At 40.4% G+C, this 21,459-nt stretch carries 21 protein-coding genes; 16 read left to right on the top strand and 5 right to left on the bottom strand.

Annotated features, from left to right (window positions below):
- From secY to TZ92_RS00660, 11 genes are all read left to right on the top strand, one after another.
- Entirely contained in the window at positions 1-1,311 is a 1,311-nt protein-coding gene (gene secY / locus TZ92_RS00710; RefSeq protein WP_033630408.1) for a preprotein translocase subunit SecY, read from the top strand.
- A gap of 145 nt (positions 1,312-1,456) precedes the next feature.
- Positions 1,457-2,095 carry an adenylate kinase gene (locus tag TZ92_RS00705; protein WP_001050433.1) on the top strand — a complete coding sequence of 213 codons (639 nt, stop codon included), beginning with the start codon at positions 1,457-1,459 and terminating at the stop codon, positions 2,093-2,095.
- A 116-nt stretch (positions 2,096-2,211) separates the two neighbouring features.
- On the top strand, positions 2,212-2,430 hold the full coding sequence (gene infA, locus TZ92_RS00700; RefSeq protein ID WP_001029883.1) for a translation initiation factor IF-1: 219 nt from the start codon (positions 2,212-2,214) through the stop codon (positions 2,428-2,430).
- A 24-nt stretch (positions 2,431-2,454) separates the two neighbouring features.
- Complete coding sequence (gene rpmJ / locus TZ92_RS00695; protein ID WP_001808836.1) at positions 2,455-2,571, top strand: 50S ribosomal protein L36; 117 nt, start codon at positions 2,455-2,457, stop codon at positions 2,569-2,571.
- 17 nt (positions 2,572-2,588) lie between these two features.
- Positions 2,589-2,954, top strand: a complete 366-nt coding sequence (gene rpsM, locus TZ92_RS00690) for a 30S ribosomal protein S13 (protein ID WP_000090781.1) — start codon at positions 2,589-2,591, stop codon at positions 2,952-2,954.
- Positions 2,955-2,971: 17 nt separating this feature from the next.
- Positions 2,972-3,355 (top strand): 30S ribosomal protein S11, encoded by a 384-nt coding sequence (rpsK, locus tag TZ92_RS00685; RefSeq protein ID WP_001118385.1) that lies wholly within the window; start codon positions 2,972-2,974, stop codon positions 3,353-3,355.
- Positions 3,356-3,397: 42 nt separating this feature from the next.
- Positions 3,398-4,333 carry a DNA-directed RNA polymerase subunit alpha gene (locus TZ92_RS00680; RefSeq protein ID WP_000568993.1) on the top strand — a complete coding sequence of 312 codons (936 nt, stop codon included), beginning with the start codon at positions 3,398-3,400 and terminating at the stop codon, positions 4,331-4,333.
- A gap of 11 nt (positions 4,334-4,344) precedes the next feature.
- Positions 4,345-4,731 (top strand): 50S ribosomal protein L17, encoded by a 387-nt coding sequence (rplQ, locus tag TZ92_RS00675; protein ID WP_000331493.1) that lies wholly within the window; start codon positions 4,345-4,347, stop codon positions 4,729-4,731.
- A 263-nt stretch (positions 4,732-4,994) separates the two neighbouring features.
- Positions 4,995-5,261, top strand: coding sequence for an ACT domain-containing protein (locus tag TZ92_RS00670; RefSeq protein ID WP_033630407.1), 267 nt, complete (start codon positions 4,995-4,997; stop codon positions 5,259-5,261).
- A 9-nt stretch (positions 5,262-5,270) separates the two neighbouring features.
- Positions 5,271-6,608, top strand: a complete 1,338-nt coding sequence (locus TZ92_RS00665) for a PFL family protein (RefSeq protein WP_033630406.1) — start codon at positions 5,271-5,273, stop codon at positions 6,606-6,608.
- A 236-nt stretch (positions 6,609-6,844) separates the two neighbouring features.
- Positions 6,845-7,546 carry a histidine phosphatase family protein gene (locus TZ92_RS00660; protein WP_033630405.1) on the top strand — a complete coding sequence of 234 codons (702 nt, stop codon included), beginning with the start codon at positions 6,845-6,847 and terminating at the stop codon, positions 7,544-7,546.
- Between the two features lie 94 nt (positions 7,547-7,640).
- Here TZ92_RS00660 and TZ92_RS00655 read toward each other — a convergent pair whose 3' ends face one another.
- Genes TZ92_RS00655 through TZ92_RS00645 form a run of 3 tightly spaced genes read right to left on the bottom strand, consistent with a single transcriptional unit; the run spans position 7,641 to position 11,433 of the window.
- Positions 7,641-9,299: an ABC transporter permease gene (locus TZ92_RS00655; RefSeq protein ID WP_033630404.1), complete on the bottom strand. Its 1,659-nt coding sequence runs from the start codon at positions 9,297-9,299 to the stop codon at positions 7,641-7,643.
- A complete protein-coding gene (locus tag TZ92_RS00650) occupies positions 9,289-10,380 on the bottom strand; it encodes an ABC transporter ATP-binding protein (RefSeq protein ID WP_033630403.1) in 1,092 nt (363 codons plus the stop codon). Before TZ92_RS00650 ends, TZ92_RS00655 begins: the two co-directional genes overlap by 11 nt.
- 12 nt (positions 10,381-10,392) lie before the next feature.
- Positions 10,393-11,433 (bottom strand): ABC transporter substrate-binding protein, encoded by a 1,041-nt coding sequence (locus TZ92_RS00645; protein ID WP_033630402.1) that lies wholly within the window; start codon positions 11,431-11,433, stop codon positions 10,393-10,395.
- Between the two features lie 313 nt (positions 11,434-11,746).
- On the opposite strand from TZ92_RS00645, the gene leuS reads away from it, so the two are divergent.
- The 3 genes from leuS (at position 11,747) to TZ92_RS00630 (ending at position 15,481) form a co-directional block, all read left to right on the top strand.
- The gene (leuS, locus tag TZ92_RS00640) at positions 11,747-14,248 is read left to right on the top strand and encodes a leucine--tRNA ligase (protein ID WP_033630401.1); all 2,502 of its coding nucleotides are present in this window, start codon (positions 11,747-11,749) and stop codon (positions 14,246-14,248) included.
- Positions 14,249-14,357: 109 nt separating this feature from the next.
- Positions 14,358-15,053, top strand: coding sequence for a GNAT family N-acetyltransferase (locus TZ92_RS00635; RefSeq protein ID WP_033630400.1), 696 nt, complete (start codon positions 14,358-14,360; stop codon positions 15,051-15,053).
- An 11-nt stretch (positions 15,054-15,064) separates the two neighbouring features.
- Complete coding sequence (locus TZ92_RS00630; protein ID WP_033630399.1) at positions 15,065-15,481, top strand: GNAT family N-acetyltransferase; 417 nt, start codon at positions 15,065-15,067, stop codon at positions 15,479-15,481.
- Between the two features lie 492 nt (positions 15,482-15,973).
- Here TZ92_RS00630 and TZ92_RS00625 read toward each other — a convergent pair whose 3' ends face one another.
- Together TZ92_RS00625 and TZ92_RS00620 are read right to left on the bottom strand one after the other, a co-directional pair.
- A complete protein-coding gene (locus TZ92_RS00625; RefSeq protein WP_000785201.1) occupies positions 15,974-16,852 on the bottom strand; it encodes an AraC family transcriptional regulator in 879 nt (292 codons plus the stop codon).
- Between the two features lie 76 nt (positions 16,853-16,928).
- Entirely contained in the window at positions 16,929-18,128 is a 1,200-nt protein-coding gene (locus tag TZ92_RS00620) for an L-lactate MFS transporter (RefSeq protein WP_033630397.1), read from the bottom strand.
- 218 nt (positions 18,129-18,346) lie between these two features.
- On the opposite strand from TZ92_RS00620, the gene TZ92_RS00615 reads away from it, so the two are divergent.
- Positions 18,347-18,955: an NADPH-dependent FMN reductase gene (locus TZ92_RS00615; RefSeq protein ID WP_007520775.1), complete on the top strand. Its 609-nt coding sequence runs from the start codon at positions 18,347-18,349 to the stop codon at positions 18,953-18,955.
- Between the two features lie 25 nt (positions 18,956-18,980).
- Entirely contained in the window at positions 18,981-21,392 is a 2,412-nt protein-coding gene (locus tag TZ92_RS00610; protein ID WP_033630396.1) for a flavocytochrome c, read from the top strand.
- The last annotated feature ends 67 nt before the right edge of the window (positions 21,393-21,459 follow it).

The raw sequence follows: 21,459 nt of genomic DNA, 5'->3' as shown, positions 1-21,459 counted from the left end.
ATGTTTTTTAAATTACTAAAAGAAGCGCTCAAGGTTAAACAAGTTCGATCAAAAATTCTCTTTACGATTTTTATCATTCTTGTTTTCCGCATTGGGACAAGTATCACTGTTCCAGGTGTGAATGCAAAAAGTTTAGAAGCTCTCAGTGGTTTATCTTTCTTGAACATGCTTAGTCTTGTTTCAGGGAATGCCATGAAGAACTTCTCCGTTTTTGCACTCGGAGTAAGTCCGTATATCACTGCTTCAATCGTTGTTCAATTGCTACAAATGGATCTTTTACCGAAGTTTGTAGAATGGGGCAAACAAGGGGAAGTAGGACGGAGAAAACTAAACCAAGCTACTCGTTATATTGCACTTGTGCTTGCATTTGTTCAATCTATCGGGATTACAGCAGGATTTAACACTCTTTCTGGAGCAAAATTATTAACGACAGCGTTAACACCACAAGTCTTTGTTACTATCGGTATTATCCTCACAGCAGGTAGTATGATTGTAACTTGGCTTGGGGAACAAATTACAGATAAGGGATACGGAAATGGTGTTTCTATGATTATCTTTGCAGGTATTGTTGCTTCAATTCCTGAGATGATTAAGGGTATCTATGTTGACTACTTCGTCAATATTCCAAGTAGCCGTTTGACTTCATCTATTATCTTTGTCGTTATTTTGATTATCGCTGTCTTGTTGATTGTATACTTTACAACCTTTGTTCAACAGGCAGAATATAAAATTCCAATCCAATATACAAAAGTTGCTCAAGGAGCCCCATCAAGCTCATACCTTCCATTGAAGGTGAACCCAGCGGGGGTTATCCCAGTTATCTTTGCAAGTTCCATTACAGCAGCACCTGCAGCCATTCTTCAATTTTTGAGTGCTACAGGTCATGATTGGGCTTGGGTACGTACAGCACAGGAAATGTTATCTACAACATCTCCGACAGGTGTTGCTATGTATGCCTTGTTAATCATTCTCTTTACATTCTTCTATACATTTGTACAGATCAATCCAGAGAAAGCAGCAGAAAACTTGCAAAAGAGTGGAGCCTACATTCATGGTGTCCGTCCTGGTAAGGGAACTGAAGAGTTTATGTCGAAACTTCTTCGCCGCCTTGCGACTGTCGGATCGATCTTCCTAGGTGTGATTTCAATCTTGCCGATTGTGGCAAAAGATGTCTTTGGTCTTTCAGAAGCTGTTGCTTTTGGGGGAACTAGTCTTTTGATCATTATCTCAACTGGTATCGAAGGAATCAAACAGCTAGAAGGTTACCTATTGAAACGTAAGTATGTTGGTTTCATGGACAAAACAGAATAAAAGCAAGATTACTTTTGCTTAGAGAGTGGAGTATGAAGGTCTATCTATCAGAGAGATTTTCGTCTCCCCTCTTCTATTTTGTTTTTAAATAGGGGTTGAATGAGATTTCTGCTTCTATTTAAATACAAAATAAGGAGATCCTATCATGAATCTTTTGATTATGGGCTTACCTGGAGCAGGTAAGGGAACGCAAGCAGCTAAAATTGTGGAGCAATTCCACGTGGCACACATTTCAACTGGAGATATGTTCCGTGCTGCTATGGCAAATCAAACTGAAATGGGTGTACTTGCGAAGTCTTATATTGACAAAGGTGAGTTGGTTCCAGATGAAGTTACAAATGGAATCGTTAAAGAACGCCTTTCACAGGATGACATCAAGGAAACAGGTTTCTTGTTGGATGGTTACCCACGTACGATTGAACAAGCTCATGCCTTGGACAAAACATTGGCGGAACTCGGTATCGAACTGGAAGGTGTGATTAACATCGAAGTGAATCCAGATTGTCTCTTGGAACGTTTGAGTGGCCGTATCATCCACCGCGAAACAGGTGAAACCTTCCACAAAGTTTTCAACCCACCCGTTGACTATAAAGAGGAAGATTATTACCAACGTGAGGATGACAAACCTGAGACAGTGAAGCGTCGTTTGGATGTGAATATCGCCCAAGGTGAACCAATCATTGCTCACTACCGTGCCAAAGGTTTAGTCCACGATATCGAAGGAAATCAAGATATCAATGATGTGTTCAAAGACATCGAAAAAGTATTGACAAATTTGAAATAAAGCGTTTTTCACACTTGCAAAAAATCGCTACAAATGTTATACTGAGATAGTCTGACTTATAATTGTTGTCTCTGTTTTCAGAGGCATCGAATCGAAATTTATGGAGGTGCTTTTGCGTGGCAAAAGACGATGTGATTGAAGTTGAAGGCAAAGTAGTCGATACAATGCCTAACGCAATGTTTACGGTTGAACTTGAAAATGGACATCAGATTTTAGCAACAGTTTCTGGTAAAATTCGTAAAAACTATATTCGTATTTTAGCGGGAGATCGTGTTACTGTCGAGATGAGTCCATATGACTTGACACGTGGACGTATCACTTACCGCTTTAAATAATCGAAAAACTTGGAGGGATAAGAAATGAAAGTAAGACCATCGGTCAAACCAATTTGCGAATACTGTAAAGTAATTCGTCGTAATGGTCGTGTTATGGTAATTTGCCCAGCAAATCCAAAACACAAACAACGTCAAGGATAAGATAGAAAGGAGAAAACATGGCTCGTATTGCTGGAGTTGACATTCCAAATGACAAACGCGTAGTAATCTCATTGACTTACGTTTATGGTATCGGACTTGCAACATCTAAGAAAATTTTGGCTGCTGCTGGAATATCAGAAGATGTTCGTGTACGTGACCTTACATCAGATCAAGAAGATGCTATCCGTCGTGAAGTGGATGCAATCAAAGTTGAAGGTGACCTTCGTCGTGAAGTAAACTTGAACATTAAACGTTTGATGGAAATCGGTTCTTACCGTGGTATTCGTCACCGTCGTGGACTTCCTGTCCGTGGACAAAACACTAAAAACAACGCTCGCACTCGTAAAGGTAAAGCTGTTGCGATTGCTGGTAAGAAAAAATAATATAGGAGGTAAAAGTCTTGGCTAAACCAACACGTAAACGTCGTGTGAAAAAGAATATCGAATCTGGTATTGCTCATATTCACGCTACATTTAATAACACTATTGTTATGATTACTGATGTGCATGGTAATGCAATTGCTTGGTCATCAGCTGGTGCTCTTGGTTTCAAAGGTTCTCGTAAATCTACACCATTCGCTGCTCAAATGGCTTCTGAAGCTGCTGCTAAATCTGCACAAGAACACGGTCTTAAATCAGTTGAAGTTACTGTAAAAGGTCCAGGTTCTGGTCGTGAGTCAGCTATTCGTGCGCTTGCTGCCGCTGGTCTTGAAGTAACAGCAATTCGTGATGTGACTCCAGTGCCACACAATGGTGCTCGTCCTCCAAAACGTCGCCGTGTATAATCATCGCATTACACTGCTTTTCGTTTAAGAGGGAGTAACTAAATGATTGAGTTTGAAAAACCAAATATAACAAAAATTGATGAAAATAAAGATTATGGCAAGTTTGTAATCGAACCACTTGAACGTGGTTACGGTACAACTCTTGGTAACTCTCTTCGTCGTGTACTACTAGCTTCTCTACCAGGAGCAGCAGTGACATCTATCAACATTGAAGGTGTCTTGCATGAGTTCGACACAGTTCCAGGTGTTCGTGAAGACGTGATGCAAATCATTCTGAACATTAAAGGGATTGCAGTGAAATCATACGTTGAAGACGAAAAAATCATTGAACTTGACGTTGAAGGTCCCGCTGAAATTACAGCTGGAGACATTTTGACTGACAGTGATATTGAGATTGTAAATCCAGATCATTATCTCTTTACAATCGGTGAAGGTTCTTCTTTAAAAGCGACAATGACTGTTAACAGTGGTCGTGGATATGTACCTGCTGATGAAAACAAAAAAGATAATGCACCAGTTGGAACACTTGCTGTAGATTCTATTTATACACCAGTTACAAAAGTCAACTATCAAGTAGAGCCTGCTCGTGTAGGTAGCAATGATGGATTTGACAAATTAACCCTTGAAATCTTGACTAATGGAACAATTATTCCAGAAGATGCTTTAGGGCTTTCAGCACGTATCTTGACAGAACATCTTGATTTGTTTACAAATCTTACTGAGATTGCGAAGTCAACTGAAGTGATGAAAGAAGCTGATACTGAATCTGACGATCGTATTTTGGATCGGACGATTGAGGAACTGGACTTGTCTGTGCGTTCATACAACTGTTTGAAACGTGCCGGTATCAATACTGTGCATGATTTGACAGAAAAATCTGAAGCAGAGATGATGAAAGTACGAAATCTTGGACGCAAGAGTTTGGAAGAAGTGAAACTCAAACTCATTGACTTGGGTCTTGGATTAAAAGATAAATAAAGGAGGAATACATGGCTTACCGTAAACTAGGACGCACTAGCTCACAACGTAAAGCAATGCTTCGCGATTTGACAACTGACCTTTTGATCAACGAATCAATCGTGACAACAGAAGCTCGTGCTAAAGAAATCCGTAAAACTGTTGAAAAAATGATTACTCTAGGTAAACGTGGTGATTTGCATGCACGTCGTCAAGCAGCTGCTTTCGTACGTAATGAAATCGCATCTGAAAACTATGATGAAGCAACTGATAAGTACACTTCTACTACAGCACTTCAAAAATTGTTCTCAGAAATCGCACCTCGTTATGCTGAACGTAACGGTGGATACACTCGTATCCTTAAAACTGAACCACGTCGTGGTGATGCTGCGCCAATGGCGATCATCGAATTAGTATAAAATCATCAATTTTGTTGAGTGTTATGATGATGGAGTCTTGTGCTCTTAGTCTAGCTCTGGTCTACCGCTGGGACTTCTGTCCTAGCGGGAACACTCATCATCATTTGATAGGGTAGACGCTTGTTTACGAAATTGTTTTTTTCTTAAGAACAACTTCGTAAGCAGGCGTTTTTTAGTATTTTCTATGGAAATATGCTATACTAAGGAAAAAGAAAATCAAAAACGTTCAGGTTTTCTAATAATCGTAGAATGGGAGTCTAAAGATGAAGGCTATTATTACAGTGGTTGGCAAAGACAAGACGGGTATTGTTGCAGGCGTGTCTACTAAAATTGCAGAATTGGGTTTGAATATTGATGATATTTCTCAAACAGTACTGGATGAGTATTTTACCATGATGGCAGTCGTATCTAGTGATGAAAAGCAGGATTTTACAACTCTTCGAAATGAATTTGAAACTTTCGGACAGACCCTGAATGTTAAAATCAATATCCAAAGTGCAGCGATTTTTGACGCCATGTATAATATCTAGGAGGGCATCATGGATATTAGACAAGTTACTGAAACCATTGCCATGATCGAAGAGCAGAACTTCGATATCAGAACCATTACCATGGGGATTTCTCTTTTGGACTGTATTGATCCAGATATCAATCGTGCTGCTGAAAAGATTTACCAAAAAATCACCACTAAAGCTGCAAATCTAGTGACTGTAGGAGACGAAATTGCTGCAGAACTTGGGATTCCGATTGTCAATAAACGGGTATCGGTCACTCCGATTTCCTTGATTGGAGCAGCAACTGATGCAACGGACTATGTTGTTTTAGCAAAGGCACTTGATAAGGCTGCCAAGGAGATTGGTGTTGACTTTATTGGTGGTTTTTCGGCCTTGGTACAAAAAGGCTACCAAAAAGGAGATGAGATTCTCATCAATTCGATCCCGCGCGCTCTAGCTGAGACAGACAAGGTTTGTTCGTCTGTCAATATCGGCTCAACCAAGTCAGGTATCAATATGACTGCAGTTGCAGATATGGGACGTATCATCAAGGCAACAGCGAACTTATCAGATATGGGGGCTGCCAAGTTAGTCGTATTTGCTAACGCTGTTGAGGACAATCCTTTTATGGCAGGGGCCTTCCACGGTGTCGGTGAAGCAGATGTCATCATCAATGTTGGTGTTTCAGGTCCTGGTGTTGTCAAACGCGCGTTGGAGAAAGTTCGTGGTCAGAGTTTTGATGTAGTAGCGGAAACAGTCAAGAAAACAGCCTTCAAGATTACTCGTATCGGTCAGCTGGTTGGGCAAATGGCGAGTGAACGCCTTGGTGTTGACTTTGGAATTGTCGACCTAAGTCTTGCGCCTACTCCTGCAGTTGGAGACTCAGTGGCTCGAGTACTGGAGGAGATGGGCTTGGAAACAGTTGGTACCCATGGAACAACAGCAGCGCTTGCCTTGCTCAATGACCAAGTTAAAAAAGGTGGTGTCATGGCTTGTAATCAGGTTGGCGGCTTGTCTGGTGCTTTTATCCCTGTTTCTGAAGATGAGGGAATGATTGCAGCAGTCCAAAATGGTTCTCTGAATTTAGAGAAACTAGAGGCTATGACAGCTATCTGTTCAGTTGGTTTGGACATGATCGCCATTCCAGAGGATACGCCTGCTGAGACTATTGCTGCGATGATTGCGGATGAGGCGGCAATCGGTGTTATTAACATGAAAACAACGGCTGTCCGTATTATTCCAAAGGGCAAAGAAGGCGATATGATTGAGTTTGGTGGTTTGCTAGGGACAGCTCCAGTTATGAAGGTCAACGGGGCTTCGTCTGTTGATTTCATCTCTCGCGGTGGGCAAATCCCAGCTCCAATCCATAGTTTTAAAAATTAATAAAAAAGAGAGAGGATTTAAGTTGAGTTTAAGGATGGCTGTGTATACTATAATCATTAAATAAAGACCTCCTAACTTTATTTAATAGAAATCCTAAACTTTTTCATAATAATCTCCTAGGGAAGCTACCATGAGGGTAGCTTTTCTTTTGGATAATTTACAAATGTTGGCTTTGCTTTTGAAAGCCGAATATTTCTTTGATCCATGGTATAATAGAAGAAAATGGAGGATAGAAAATGTCTAAAGTAAGATTGTACTTGGTCCGTCATGGGAAAACGATGTTTAACACCATTGGACGTGCTCAAGGATGGAGTGATACACCTCTGACTGCAGAAGGTGAGTTGGGAATCCATGAACTGGGAATTGGCTTGAGAGAGTCTGGTTTACAATTTGACCGCGCTTATTCCAGTGATTCAGGGCGCACCATTCAAACTATGGGAATTATCCTAGAAGAACTTGGCTTGCAGGGGAAAATCCCTTACCGCATGGACAAGCGCATCAGAGAGTGGTGCTTTGGTAGTTTTGATGGGGCCTATGATGGGGACCTCTTTATGGGCTTGATTCCTCGTATTTTTAATGTGGACCATGTTCACCAGTTGTCCTATGCAGAGCTAGCAGAAGGTCTAGTTGAGGTTGATACTGCAGGCTGGGCTGAAGGTTGGGAAAAACTCAGTGGTCGAATCAAGGAAGGCTTTGAAGCGATTGCCAAAGAAATGGAAGAACAAGGTGGGGGCAATGCTCTCGTCGTAAGCCATGGAATGACCATTGGTACCATTGTTTATCTAATCAATGGCATGCATCCGCATGGTCTAGATAATGGTAGCGTGACGATCCTTGAATATGAGGATGGCCAGTTTAGTGTAGAAGTTGTCGGTGACCGTCGTTATCGGGAACTGGGACGTGAGAAGATGGAAGAGCCCTCTATTCAGTCAAAATAGAACTGCTTGCGATAAACTAGAGATTTGATAACCATATCAAAATAAGAAAAAACAGCCAAGGGATATCCTTTTGGCTGTTTTTGATAGGGGAAAACTAGAGGGTAATGCTACTGTTTTTAGAAATTTTCATAAATAGTAATAATGAAGTAACTGTCAAGACAGTGAGGATAGTTGACAAAGCAGCTGCTACGCCATAATTTCCACGAAGTACTTCAGTGTAGATAGCTACGGGCATAGTTTTTGTTTTGGCATTATATAGCAGGATAGAAGTAGATAGTTCTGAAATCATTGTTACCCATGATAGAATAGATCCAGAAATAATACCGGGTAACATCATTGGAACAGTGATTTTACTGAAAGTATTGAGACGGCTACTTCCTAAACTCTCAGCTGCTTCTTCAATACTAGGTGCTATTTGTTGTAAGCTAGCAACAGATGAGCGAATTGTATATGGGAGTCTTCTTACAGATAAGGAGATAATCAAGATGAAGGCTGTTCCTGTAATCATAAGGAAGCCACTTCCGAAGATACCTGTATTGAATGAAGAGATAAAGGCAATGCCGAGAACTGTTCCTGGTACGATATAAGGTACCATACTAAGGCTATCAATTAAGTTTGTAAACAAATTTCGTTTTCTAACAGCTAGGTAGGAGATAAATGATGCAAATAAAACAACTAGAATCAAAGCAATCAAAGGAATGCGAATCGTATTAAAAATAGTAGCTCCCATGCGATTGAAGGCAATCTTGTAACTGTTTAGAGAATAGCCTTTGACAAATACCATACCTGATGTTTTTAGGAAAGAGGTATAAATCAAAAATAATTGAGGTAGAACAGAAAATAAGACAATTCCGTAAACTGTTGCATAAATTGCTACCATTTTTCCTTTTGTAATTTTTTTCGGCTCAATTGGATGGAGAGAATTCATGCTGAAACTATAGCGATTGGAAATATATTTTTGAATAAGAAAGATTGTTAAAGCAATTATAATCGCCATGATTGCTAAAGCAGATGCAAAAGCAGAATTTCCGCCAACCTCACTAATGAATTGATTATAAATTAAAACAGGGAAAGTTCGATATCCTTCACCAATTAACATAGGAGTTCCGAAGTCGGAGAATGCTCTCATAAATACGAGTAGGGCAGCAGCAAGTAAAGTTGGAACTAAAAGGGGCAAAATAACTGTTATCATACGTTTGAATCCAAATACCCCCATATTTTCAGCGGCTTCAAGAAGAGAATGGTCAATTCTTTTCATGGCTCCAGCCACGTATAGAAAAACTAATGGGAATAGCTGGAGTGTAAACACAAGTACAATTCCTTTGAAGCCATAAATATCAATAGCTGGAAGATGAAGGGCATTTGTCAAGAATTTAGTGATGACACCATTTCGTCCCAACAAGAGAATCCAAGAGTATGCCCCTACGAAAGGAGCTGACATGGAAGCGATAATAATCAATATCTGTAAAAATTTCTTTCCTTTGAAGTCATATATAGAAAAGAGGTAAGCTAATAAGGTCCCTAAAACTAGGGAAGTTACAGTAGAAGTAATGGAGACGTTAAAACTGTTTACCAGTGTCTCAGAGTAATAGGATTTACTAAAGAAATCCTCGAAATTAGCTAGTGAGAATTGACCTTCATGTATGAGTGCTTGCTTGAGTACAATAATAATTGGATAAACAAGAAAAATAAGATAGGTAAGAAAGATGAAGAATGAGGAGGATGTCCAAATATTTAGTTTTTTACCTTTCATAGCCAACTCCTGTAATAAGATTACGCGAACCATCTGCAGAAAAGACATTTAACTTTTGAGTATTGATTCGTAGACGAATTCGATCCCCTTTTTGAAGATCTTCTTCAAAAGTTGATTCTTCGCTGACCTGTATTTTTAAAGAAAATGCAGTCTTTACAAAATATTCAGTGGTGAGTCCAAGATAAACACTATCGGAAATGATTCCTTCAATATCTCCAGATTCATCTTTGATAAACTCTTCGGGACGGATACTCACAAGAACAGCTTGTTCCTTAGCTTGATCAAGAGCTGGCATAGGGAGGGCATAGTCATCTGAGAAGACGATATAAGCACTGTCGCTCTTTTTTTGTAGTTTGGCTGGGATGAGATTTGTGCGTCCAATAAAGGTTGCCACAAACTCATTAGCTGGTTTATGATAGAGTTCTTTTGGTCGTCCGACTTGTTGGATGATCCCATCTTTCATAACGGCAATCTGGTCTGAAATAGCCATCGCTTCTTCTTGATCGTGGGTCACATATACAGTTGTAATTCCCACTTCGTGTTGAATTTCTCGAATAACTTGGCGCATATCTAAGCGAAGTTTCGCATCCAGGTTACTAAGTGGCTCGTCCATGAGGAGAACACTTGGATTAACAGCTAATGCACGTGCTAAGGCGACACGTTGTTGTTGTCCACCACTGAGCTTATCGGGCTTTCGATCTGCGTATTGATCAATTTGCATTAGTTCCAGATATTTATTAGTTTGTTGAACTAATTCATCTTTTGGAACCTTTTTTTGTTTAAGACCAAAAGCAACATTATCTCGGACAGTCAAATGTGGGAAAATAGCGTAGTTTTGAAAAACCATGCCGATGTTGCGTTTGCTGGGTTCTATATTATTTATTTTAGTATCATCGAAGTAAAATTCTCCGCCTTCAATACTGTTGAAGCCTGCAATCATTCGAAGAAGGGTCGTTTTTCCACAACCTGAAGGTCCAAGAATGGTGAAAAGACTTCCTTTTGGAATCGTAACGTTTAAATTCTCAATGACAGGAATGTCGTGGTAGATTTTTTTTGCGTTAATAATTTTGATCTCACTCATAGTGAACCTCTTTTACTGTTTCGATTGAATATTAGTGAAAATATCATTGTACTTTTTAAGAATAGCTGATTTATTTTGGATGACATAATCTGAATCTTCAGTAGCGATATTGATTTCTGTCATTGCTTTCATATTTTTATTGATTTTAGCATTTTTTCGAATGGGTCTAATGGTTGTTTCAGTTCCTAGTTTATCCTGAATGTCTTGAGAAAGAAGGAAATCGATAAATTTTTTAGCGTTTTCCATGTGTTTGGCATTTTTGATAATAGCTGCGTTACCAGGCAAAAAGACCGTTCCTTCTTTTGGATAAATGACTTTTACATCAACGCCATCGTTTAAGAGTTTCAATGCAGGATCTTCATAGGTGAGTCCTACAGCCATTTCTCCGTCAGCGACAGATTTGTAGACATTTGAAGAACTAGAAGCAATTTTCCCGTCTACTAAGCTAAATAGATTTTTTACATATGTCCAAGCTTGCTCATTTTCATAGCCCCCCTGATCCACAAGAATGTTTGTTAATTGAGCAAAGGCACTAGAAGAATTACTTGGATCAGCAGTAGCGATTTTTCCTTTTAATTTGGGATTGAGTAAATCATTGTAGCCTTCAATTTTAATGTCTTTTGTAAGAGCTGAATTGGCAATGATGACACTGACGTCAAGTGTATAAGGGGTGTAGAATCCGGTTTTATTTTGATATTCAGGGATAATTTGGTCGTTTTCTTGGGAAGTATACGGCTCAAAGAGCTTTTCGTTAGAAGAGAAGAGTGCGTAGGAACCTCCGAAAATGACATCGGCTACAGGAGCTTCTTTCTCAGCCTCAGCTTTCTTGAATAATTCACCAGTACTAGCTTGGACTAAATCAACCTTGATACCATATTTTTCTTCGAAAGCTGGGATTGTTTCTTCAATAAGATCTTCAGGGTTAGGCGAATAAACAACTAAAGTCTTATCCGTATCATTTTCAATGCTAGTTTCAGCTTCTGTTGTTGAAGAACATCCTGACAAAAGTAGAAATATCCAGCTGAAATAGAGAAGTGATAGTGTTTTTTTCATAATTTTTCTCCTTTTTACGAACATTATTCTCTGTTAGTTTACCTAATGTTTTCAATTACAGAGTTCTACATCATATAATAAAAACCTTAAAGAAATCTAAAATGGGAATTATGTGTTAAGGGAACTATGGGAATAATCGAAGGCAATTCACATATGTTCTATATCTATTCCGGAGTTATTCTCTTTTTGATAGACAAATGAAGTGGGGGTGATGTCCAATCTTTCTTGACAATGGAGGGAAAAGATTCTTTCTCGTCTTTCAAATTCCCTCAAAAATGGTATAATAGTAACATCACAAAATTGGAGAGAGACCATGAGTTTTTACAATCATAAAGAAATTGAACCTAAGTGGCAGGGCTACTGGGCAGAACATCATACATTTAAGACAGGAACAGATGCATCAAAACCGAAGTTTTATGCTCTCGACATGTTCCCATATCCTTCAGGAGCTGGATTGCACGTAGGACACCCAGAAGGCTACACAGCGACTGATATCCTTAGCCGTTACAAACGTGCCCAAGGTTACAATGTCCTTCACCCAATGGGTTGGGATGCCTTTGGTTTGCCAGCTGAGCAATACGCTATGGATACGGGGAATGACCCAGCAGAATTTACAGCAGAAAACATTGCCAACTTCAAACGTCAAATCAATGCGCTTGGATTCTCTTACGACTGGGACCGTGAAGTCAACACAACAGATCCAAACTACTACAAATGGACTCAGTGGATCTTCACCAAGCTTTACGAAAAAGGCTTGGCCTATGAAGCCGAAGTACCAGTAAACTGGGTAGAAGAATTGGGAACAGCTATCGCCAACGAAGAAGTCCTTCCTGACGGAACTTCTGAGCGTGGTGGCTATCCTGTTGTCCGCAAACCAATGCGCCAATGGATGCTTAAAATCACGGCCTATGCAGAGCGCTTGCTTAATGACTTGGATGAGTTGGATTGGCCAGAGTCTATCAAGGACATGCAACGCAACTGGATTGGGAAATCAACTGGTGCCAATGTCACCTTTAAAGTGAAAGGGACTGACAAGGAATTCACCGTCTTTACCACTCGTCCTGATACTCTTTTCGGTGCGACCTTCACTGTCTTGGCTCCTGAGCATGACTTGGTTGATGCGATTACAAGTCCAGAACAAGCTGATGCAGTTGCGGACTACAAACACCAAGCTAGTCTCAAGTCTGACTTGGCTCGTACCGATCTTGCCAAGGAAAAAACAGGGGTTTGGACGGGCGCTTATGCCATCAACCCTGTCAATGGCAAGGAAATTCCAATCTGGATTGCGGACTATGTTCTTGCTAGCTATGGAACAGGTGCGGTAATGGCTGTTCCTGCCCATGACCAACGTGACTGGGAATTTGCCAAACAATTTGACCTTCCAATCGTAGAAGTGCTAGAAGGTGGAAACGTAACAGAAGCTGCCTACACAGAAGATGGTCTTCATGTCAATTCAGACTTCCTAGATGGCCTTAACAAAGAAGACGCTATTGCTAAAATTGTGGCTTGGTTGGAAGAAAAAGGCTGCGGTCAAGAAAAAGTCACCTACCGTCTCCGTGACTGGCTCTTTAGCCGTCAACGTTACTGGGGTGAGCCAATTCCAATCATTCATTGGGAAGATGGAACTTCAACAGCTGTTCCAGAAAGTGAATTGCCACTTGTCTTGCCAGTAACCAAGGACATCCGTCCTTCAGGTACTGGTGAAAGCCCGTTGGCTAACTTGACAGATTGGCTGGAAGTGACGCGTGAAGATGGCGTCAAAGGTCGTCGTGAAACCAACACTATGCCACAGTGGGCTGGTTCAAGCTGGTACTACCTCCGTTATATTGACCCACACAATACTGAGAAATTGGCTGATGAGGACCTTCTCAAACAATGGTTGCCAGTAGACATCTACGTGGGTGGGGCAGAGCATGCTGTTCTTCACTTGCTTTATGCTCGTTTCTGGCACAAATTCCTCTATGACCTCGGTGTTGTTCCGACTAAGGAACCATTCCAAAAACTCTTTAACCAAGGAATGATTTTGGGAACAAGCTACCGTGACCACCGTGGAGCTCTTGTAGCGACTGATAGGGTTGAAAAACGTGACGGTTCTTTCTTCCATGTGGAAACAGGAGAAGAGTTGGAGCAAGCACCAGCCAAGATGTCTAAATCGCTCAAGAACGTTGTCAACCCAGACGATGTGGTGGAACAATATGGTGCTGATACCCTTCGTGTTTATGAAATGTTCATGGGGCCACTCGATGCTTCCATCGCTTGGTCAGAAGAAGGTCTGGAAGGAAGCCGTAAATTCCTTGACCGTGTTTACCGTTTGATTACAAGTAAAGAAATTGCTGCGGAAAATAATGGTGCTCTTGACAAGGTTTATAACGAAACCGTTAAATCTGTCACTGAGCAAATTGAGTCCATGAAATTCAACACAGCCATTGCCCAACTTATGGTCTTTGTCAACGCTGCTAATAAGGAAGACAAACTCTATGTGGACTACGCCAAAGGCTTTATCCAATTGATTGCCCCATTTGCGCCTCACTTGGCAGAAGAACTCTGGCAAACTGTTGCTGCAACAGGTGAGTCCATCTCTTACGTGGCTTGGCCAACATGGGACGAAAGCAAATTGGTTGAAGACGAAATCGAAATCGTCGTTCAAATCAAAGGAAAAGTCCGTGCCAAATTGATGGTTGCTAAAGACCTATCACGCGAAGAATTGCAAGAAATCGCTCTGGCTGATGAAAAAGTTAGAGCAGAAATTGACGGCAAGGAAATCGTGAAAGTGATTGCAGTACCTAACAAGCTGGTAAATATCGTTGTGAAATAAGATAGGAATCCTTCAGAGTAGAATCTGGAGGATTTTTTGAATTTTTTCATGAAAGTATGATATACTATGTGCAATTATAAAGTTTGAAAAGTGAATCAAGGAGAAAACAATGCCAGTAAATGAATATGGTCAGATAATTGGTGAGTCAATGGAAGGTTATACTCCAGGAGAATTGCCTTCCATTGATTTCTTAGAAGGGCGCTACGCTCGGATAGAGGCTCTTTCGGTGGAAAAGCATGCGGAGGATTTATTAGCTGTTTATGGTCCAGGTACTCCTCGGGAGATGTGGACCTACCTCTTTCAGGAACCAGTGGCAGATATGGAGGAACTGGTTACCGTCTTAAATCAGATGTTGGCTCGTAAGGACCGTTTTTACTACGTGATTATAGACAAGGCAACTGGTAAGGCTTTGGGAACTTTTTCTCTCATGCGTATTGACCAGAATAACCGAGTAATAGAAGTGGGAGCTGTCACTTTTTCTCCAGAACTCAGGGGAACACGTATAGGGACAGAGGCTCAATATCTCCTAGCTCGCTATGTTTTTGAGGAGCTCAACTATCGTCGCTATGAGTGGAAATGTGATGCTCTAAATCTGCCATCCAGACGAGCTGCGGAACGTTTGGGCTTTGTCTATGAAGGGACATTCCGCCAGGCAGTCGTATATAAGGAGCGTACAAGAGATACGGATTGGTTATCTATGATTGATAAGGACTGGGCTCAAGTCAAAGCTCGTTTGGAAGCATGGATGGCTACTGAAAATTTTGATAAAAATGGACGGCAGTACAAGAGCTTAAGAGAATTCTGAGAGGTATTGAGATGATGACTATTAGAAGGCAAGAAATTGTCAAGCTAGAGGATGTTTTGCATCTCTATCAGGCAGTTGGATGGACAAATTATACCCATCAACCTCAGATGCTGGAGAAGGCCTTGTCTCACTCCTTAGCGATTTATCTGGCACTTGATGGTGATGCCGTGGTGGGCTTGGTCCGTTTGGTCGGAGATGGTTTTTCATCAATTTTTGTCCAGGATTTGATCGTTTTGCCTAGCTATCAGCGCCAAGGGATTGGTAGCAACTTGATGAAAGAGGCTTTAGGTGACTTCAAAGATACCTATCAAGTCCAACTAGTGACCGAACAGACAGAAAAAAACTTGGGATTCTATCGATCTCTGGGATTTGAAACCTTATCTACTTATGATTGTACAGGAATGATTTGGGTGGATCGAAAAAGATAAAAAAATTATTTTTCTTAAGTAAAGTTTAAGTCTCCTCGTGTATTATATAGTTATTAGATAAAGACCTCCTAATACTCTTCGAAAATCTCATCAACCTTCGTTAGAGTCGACTTAGCTAACTATAGTTATGCTTGCGCCTATCTGCCTAGTCTGATTTCGATTTTCATTGAGTACCCTTTATTTAATGAAATCCCAAACTTTTCTTTTTCATCATAATCTCCTAAAGAAGTCACCCAATCAGGTGGCTTTTTTATGGCTTGGAGAGGAAAATTCCATTTGGAAAAAATTTTTAAAAAAATGATAAATCAAAGAAAAAGTTAAGTTAGCTTTAAGATTCATCTTGTATCATATAATCATTAAATAAAGACCTCCTAACTTTATTTAATGAAATCCTAAACTTTTCTTTTTCATAATAATCTCCCTAATGAAGCCACCAAATTCGGTGGCTTTTTTGTTTGAAAAAACTCCTTAGAAAAGACTAAGGAGAAAGAATTATGTTTTCTTTTTAAGTTGTTGATTTCGATACTGTCTAGGTGTTAAATGATAGTGTTGCTTAAATTGACGGTTGAAGTTTGAAAGGTTGGTGAAACCGACCTGGCTTGCAATTTCTTGAATGCTGAGGTTGGTTTGGACGAGTTTCTCACAGGATTTCTCAAGACGTAACTGGAGCAGGTAGTCCATACAACTGGCTCCAGTATGTTGCTTGAAAATACTCATAAAGTGATTTTTACTATATCCAAATGTTGCAGCCAGTTGCTCAATATGAATGGGTTCTGAGTAGTGCTGTTCAAGGTAGCAAATCACTTCTTTTAGTTTTTGGTATTTTTGGTAGGTATCATCTGTATAGTGTCTATTGACGTATCTATACTTAAAGAGAAGATGAAGCAATTCGTATAGTTTAGATTTTATGAGTAGATCGTAGTATATGCCTTTTTCTTCAAGGATAGAAAAGAGAGAAAGAAGGCAGGATTGAATTTGATCATAGGCCTTATCGCCTGGTGATATTTGAGGAGTGAGGCAAAAGTGACCAGAGTGGAGGGGTTGGATATAGCGTTGGCTAAAGCTGTCAATTTGGCTTCTCCCAAGATAATCTAGATGAATTCGAAAGCTGGTAGAAAATAGTTCTTGATCTTTGTGAGAATAGATAGCATGGAGAGAGGTCGGTTGGATAAGAAAAATATCTCCTTCACGACTTTCAAAGCGTTCTGAGTTGATATGAACGATGGCAGAACCCTTTGTAACATAAATAATCTCTAGCTCAGGATGACAATGATAGATTGTGTCAGGAGATGTTTTGGATAAGATTTGTTTTTCAAAATCATATGGGAAGTCAGATGGGTTATCTCGTAAGAAACGTGAACGGTCTGCCATGGTAAATCCTCCCAATATACTATTACTACTTTTATTATACCAAAAAAAACTTCCTTATCTAGGAAGTTTTCGAGTTTTAAGCTTTCTTTTTCATATAAAAAATAGTAAGCATAAGTCCAATGAAGGCCAAAGCAATAGCAACATAAAAAGCTACACTATAATTTCCATTATTAGCCATTGCCATTTGAACAGCGACCTTGGGAGCGAAAAATGCTGCTAAAGAATATCCAGTGAAGACGATACCGTAGTTGACTCCTTGATTTGCAGGACCGTAATTTTCCATGACGATAGATGGGAAGACCCCCATAACACCGCCAAAGCAGATACCAAGTCCAATAATTCCTAAGGTAAACCCGAGTTGACCAGGGACGATAGTTAGGGAGAATAAAGCTAGGACAATGACAGAATAAATAATTAATAAGGTCTTTGAACGGCCGATTTTATCAGAAAGTGATCCCCAGATAAAACGACCACTAGAGTTTGCGATTGAATAAAGAGAGACATAGAGAGCTGCAGTGCCTGCAGAGAGTCCAAACATTGATTGACCGATTGGTGATGCTTGAGAGGCAATCATCAAACCAGAAAAGGCGCCAACAAAGAACATGCTAATGATAATGTAAAACAGAGGACTTTGTAGCATTTGTTTCCAGTTTTTATTAGTAGGTCCTTGCTTAGTTTGTACTGGAGCTTTCCAGCCTGCTGGTTGGTAGCCACTTGGAGCTGCCTTGATAAAGAAAATTGCACAGATGATAACAACAATATAGACTAGCCCAATTGTACGAAAAGCAAAGAAGGCATCTTGTTTTTGAATGAGATTGCTTGCGACTGGAGAAGCGATGACTGCGGCAAATCCCATTCCGCCTGTCAGAATTCCAGAGGCTAAGCCACGTTTATCAGGGAAGAGACGAAGTGAATTGGAGAGGGCACCTGAATAGGCAAAACCTTGACCAAGCCCTGCCATTAATCCATAGGTCAAATAAAGCATGGCTGGTGAATTGGCATAGCCGGTTAAGTAAAATCCACTAGCAAATAGGAGAGCGCCGAGAGCGATGGTCCATTTTACATAACCTTTGTCAACTAAATAACCTCCTAGGATCATGGGGATAGGGCCGATTGCAGAGTTGATAGCAAATGCTAACATAATATCAGACATGGACCAGCCTGTTGAACTGCTAAGTGGTCCGGCAAAAACAGAAAAGGAATAGACGGCACCTGTGCAAAGAAGAATGGCTGTAGACGCGACTAAAATCCTCCAACGATTGAATGTCTCTTTCATAAAAACATCCTCCTTAAATGTATATTTTTTCACCAAGACTATATCATAGTTAAGGAAACTGGTCAATAGTTTAAGAAGATATTTTGTTAATTTTTTCACGAACTTGTACTAAAGTACGATAATCTGATAGAATAACACGGTCTTTATTATCAAGGATTTACAAGATTTTCTAAAGTAGTATAATGAAAGTAGATTAAATAAATGAAAGGGGTACCAAGATGAAACTAGTTGCTATCGTTGGAACCAATTCAGATCGCTCAACCAATCGGAAACTCTTGAAATTTATGCAAAAGCACTTTTCGGATAAAGCCGACATTGAGGTATTGGAAATCAAACAATTGCCAGCATTTAACGAACCTGAGGACAAGCAAGCGCCAGCTGAAGTTCAAGCTTTTTCAGAAAAAATTCTTGCCGCAGATGGTGTGATTATTTCAACACCTGAGTACGACCACACGATACCAGCACCTTTGGCCTCTGCTTTGGAGTGGATTGCTTATACCAGTCGTGCCTTAATCAATAAACCAACTATGATTGTCGGTGCTTCTCTCGGTTTGCTAGGAACCTCTAGAGCGCAGGCACATTTACGTCAGATTTTAGATGCGCCGGAGCTTAAAGCGAGAGTTATGCCTGGTACAGAGTTCTTTCTAGGTCATTCTGAGCAAGTACTAGATGATGAGTGTCATTTGAACAATCCTGAAAAGGTTGCAGAACTAGAAGAACATTTTTCAGAGTTTCAAAATTTTGTTGAATTAACAAAAGCTTTAGTCAAACCAGAAGATACAAATCGTAAGAAATCTTTCATTTGGGAAGAATGGTTGAAAGCATAAGTATTTCAAGAAAGGAGAACAATCCATGAAACTAGTAGCTATTGTTGGGACTAATGCAAAAAAATCCTATAATCGCAACCTGTTGCAATTTATGAAAAGACATTTTGCTCAGAAAGCGGATATTGAGATTTTAGAAATAACAGATGTACCGATGTTCAATGAAACAGATGATCAAACAGATACACCTATTATTCAGAAGTTCAACCAGGCTATTTCAGAAGCTGATGGTGTCATTATCTCGACACCCGAGCACAATCATACAATTCCATCAAGTTTGAATAGCTTGCTCGAGTGGTTGTCTTTTAACATTCATCCACTAGACGGAAAGCCGACCATGATTGTCGGAGCTTCTTACGATATTCAAGGTTCCTCACGTGCCCAACTTCATCTTCGTCAGATTTTGGATGCTCCTGGGGTAAATGCAACAGTTATGCCAGGTAGTGAGTTTTTACTTGGTCGAGCGCATCGAGCATTTGATGATAATGGAGATTTGATTGATGAGCGAACCGTTGATTTCCTAGATAGTTGTTTTTATCGCTTCCTTCGCTTTGTATCTATTGCAAACCAACTAAACCTTCCTGAAGAAGTTCGCTTTGAACCGGGGACTTACCATGTTACAACTGAAGGCCATAATGGTAAATTACCAATGGATGTAACTGTTTCTGAGGACCGTATTGAAAAAATCGAAATCGATTCTTCTGGAGAATCTTCAGGAATCGCAGATGTCGTCTTTACCCGTATCCCAGCGGAAATCATTGAGGGACAGACCTTAAACGTTGATGCGGTGTCAGGAGCTTCTGTGACTTCAAATGGTGTCTTGGACGGAGTTGCTCGCGCAGTCAAACAAGCTGGTGCAAATCCAGATGTTTTACGGAAACGTTCAAAAGCACCATCTGCTCTAGATAAAGAAGATAAAACCTATCAAGCAGACGTTGTCGTCGTCGGAGGTGGAGGAGCTGGTTTAGCTGCGGCTGCTGCAGTTTTACAAGCTGGTAAGAAGCCAATTGTTGTTGAGAAATTTCCTGCAATTGGAGGAAATACTGTTCGTGCAGGTGGTCCAATGAATGCACCAGATCCAGCATGGCAAGGAACCTTCGCAGCTCATCCAGGTGAGGCACATACGCTTCAAGAATTGATTGCGACAGATGAATCAACGATTGATCCAGAATATCTAGAGGACTTTAGAGCCTTGAAAGTTGAGGTTGAACAGTATTTGCAGAACCCGAGCTATTTGTTCGATTCTACCTTGCTCTATCGTATCCAAACCTATATCGGTGGGAAACGAAAAGATTTACAAGGAAATGAAATTCATGGCCAATACGATTTGGTTTCTGTATTAACCGAACGAGCCCTAGAGTCTGTTCGTTGGTTGGAAGACATCGGTGTTGAATTTGTTCGTAGTGAAGTGACAATGCCAGTTGGAGCCCTTTGGCGTCGTGGCCATAAGCCGGTTCAACCAATGGGGTATGCCTTTATATCCGTCCTACAAAAATATGTTCTAGAACATGGTGGCAAGATTTTGACAGATTCTCCAGTTAAAGAATTGCTTGTAAAAGACGGGGCTGTCAAGGGTGTCAGAGCAGAAGGTCGAAACGGTCAAACCATCATTGTCAATGCAGATGCCGTTGTTCTAGCTTCTGGAGGATTTGGTGCCAATACAAAGATGCTACAAAAATACAATACCTACTGGACTGAAATAGCAGATGATATTGCTACATCTAATACACCAGCTGTAACAGGAGATGGTATTCTTTTAGGGCAAAGTGTAGGTGCAGATTTAGTGGGTATGGGCTTTAGTCAAATGATGCCAGTATCCGATCCAGTGACAGGAGCCCTTTTCTCAGGACTTCAAGTTCCTCCAGCAAACTTCATCATGGTAAATACTGAAGGGAAGCGCTTTGTAGATGAGTACGGTAGCCGAGACAAGCTATCTCAAGCGGCGATTGATAATGGAGGCTTGTTCTATCTAATCGCAGATGAATGTATCAAGGAAACTGCCTACAATACTAGCCAAGAAAAAATCGATGCCCAAGTCAAAGCAGGTACTCTCTATCGTGCAGATACGATAGAAGAGTTGGCGGTTCAGATTGGTGTAGATCCACAAGTTCTAGTGGAAACGATTAAGAATTACAATTCCTATGTAGATGCAGGTTTTGATCCTGAATTTAATAAAGGTAGTTTTGATCTCAAGTGTGAGGTTGCGCCATTTTACGCAACACCGAGAAAACCGGCCGTTCACCATACAATGGGTGGACTCAAGATTGATACTTCAACACACGTTTTGAATGAAAACGGTCAGATTATCCCTGGTTTGTATGCTGCCGGAGAAGTCGCAGGTGGACTCCATGCAGGTAACCGTCTAGGAGGAAATTCACTTACGGATATCTTTACTTTTGGACGTATTGCAGGTCAAACAGCTGTTAAAGAAAATTGTTAGTGATTGATTTAAAAATTAAGGGAATTTTAAGTCTCCTTGTGTATCATATAGTTATTAAATAAAGACC

The organism is Streptococcus oralis subsp. oralis, from assembly GCF_000960035.1.
Taxonomy (GTDB): domain Bacteria; phylum Bacillota; class Bacilli; order Lactobacillales; family Streptococcaceae; genus Streptococcus; species Streptococcus oralis_G.
Note: the sequence above shows the minus strand (reverse complement) of the source record. Positions and strands in the feature narration are given on the sequence as shown.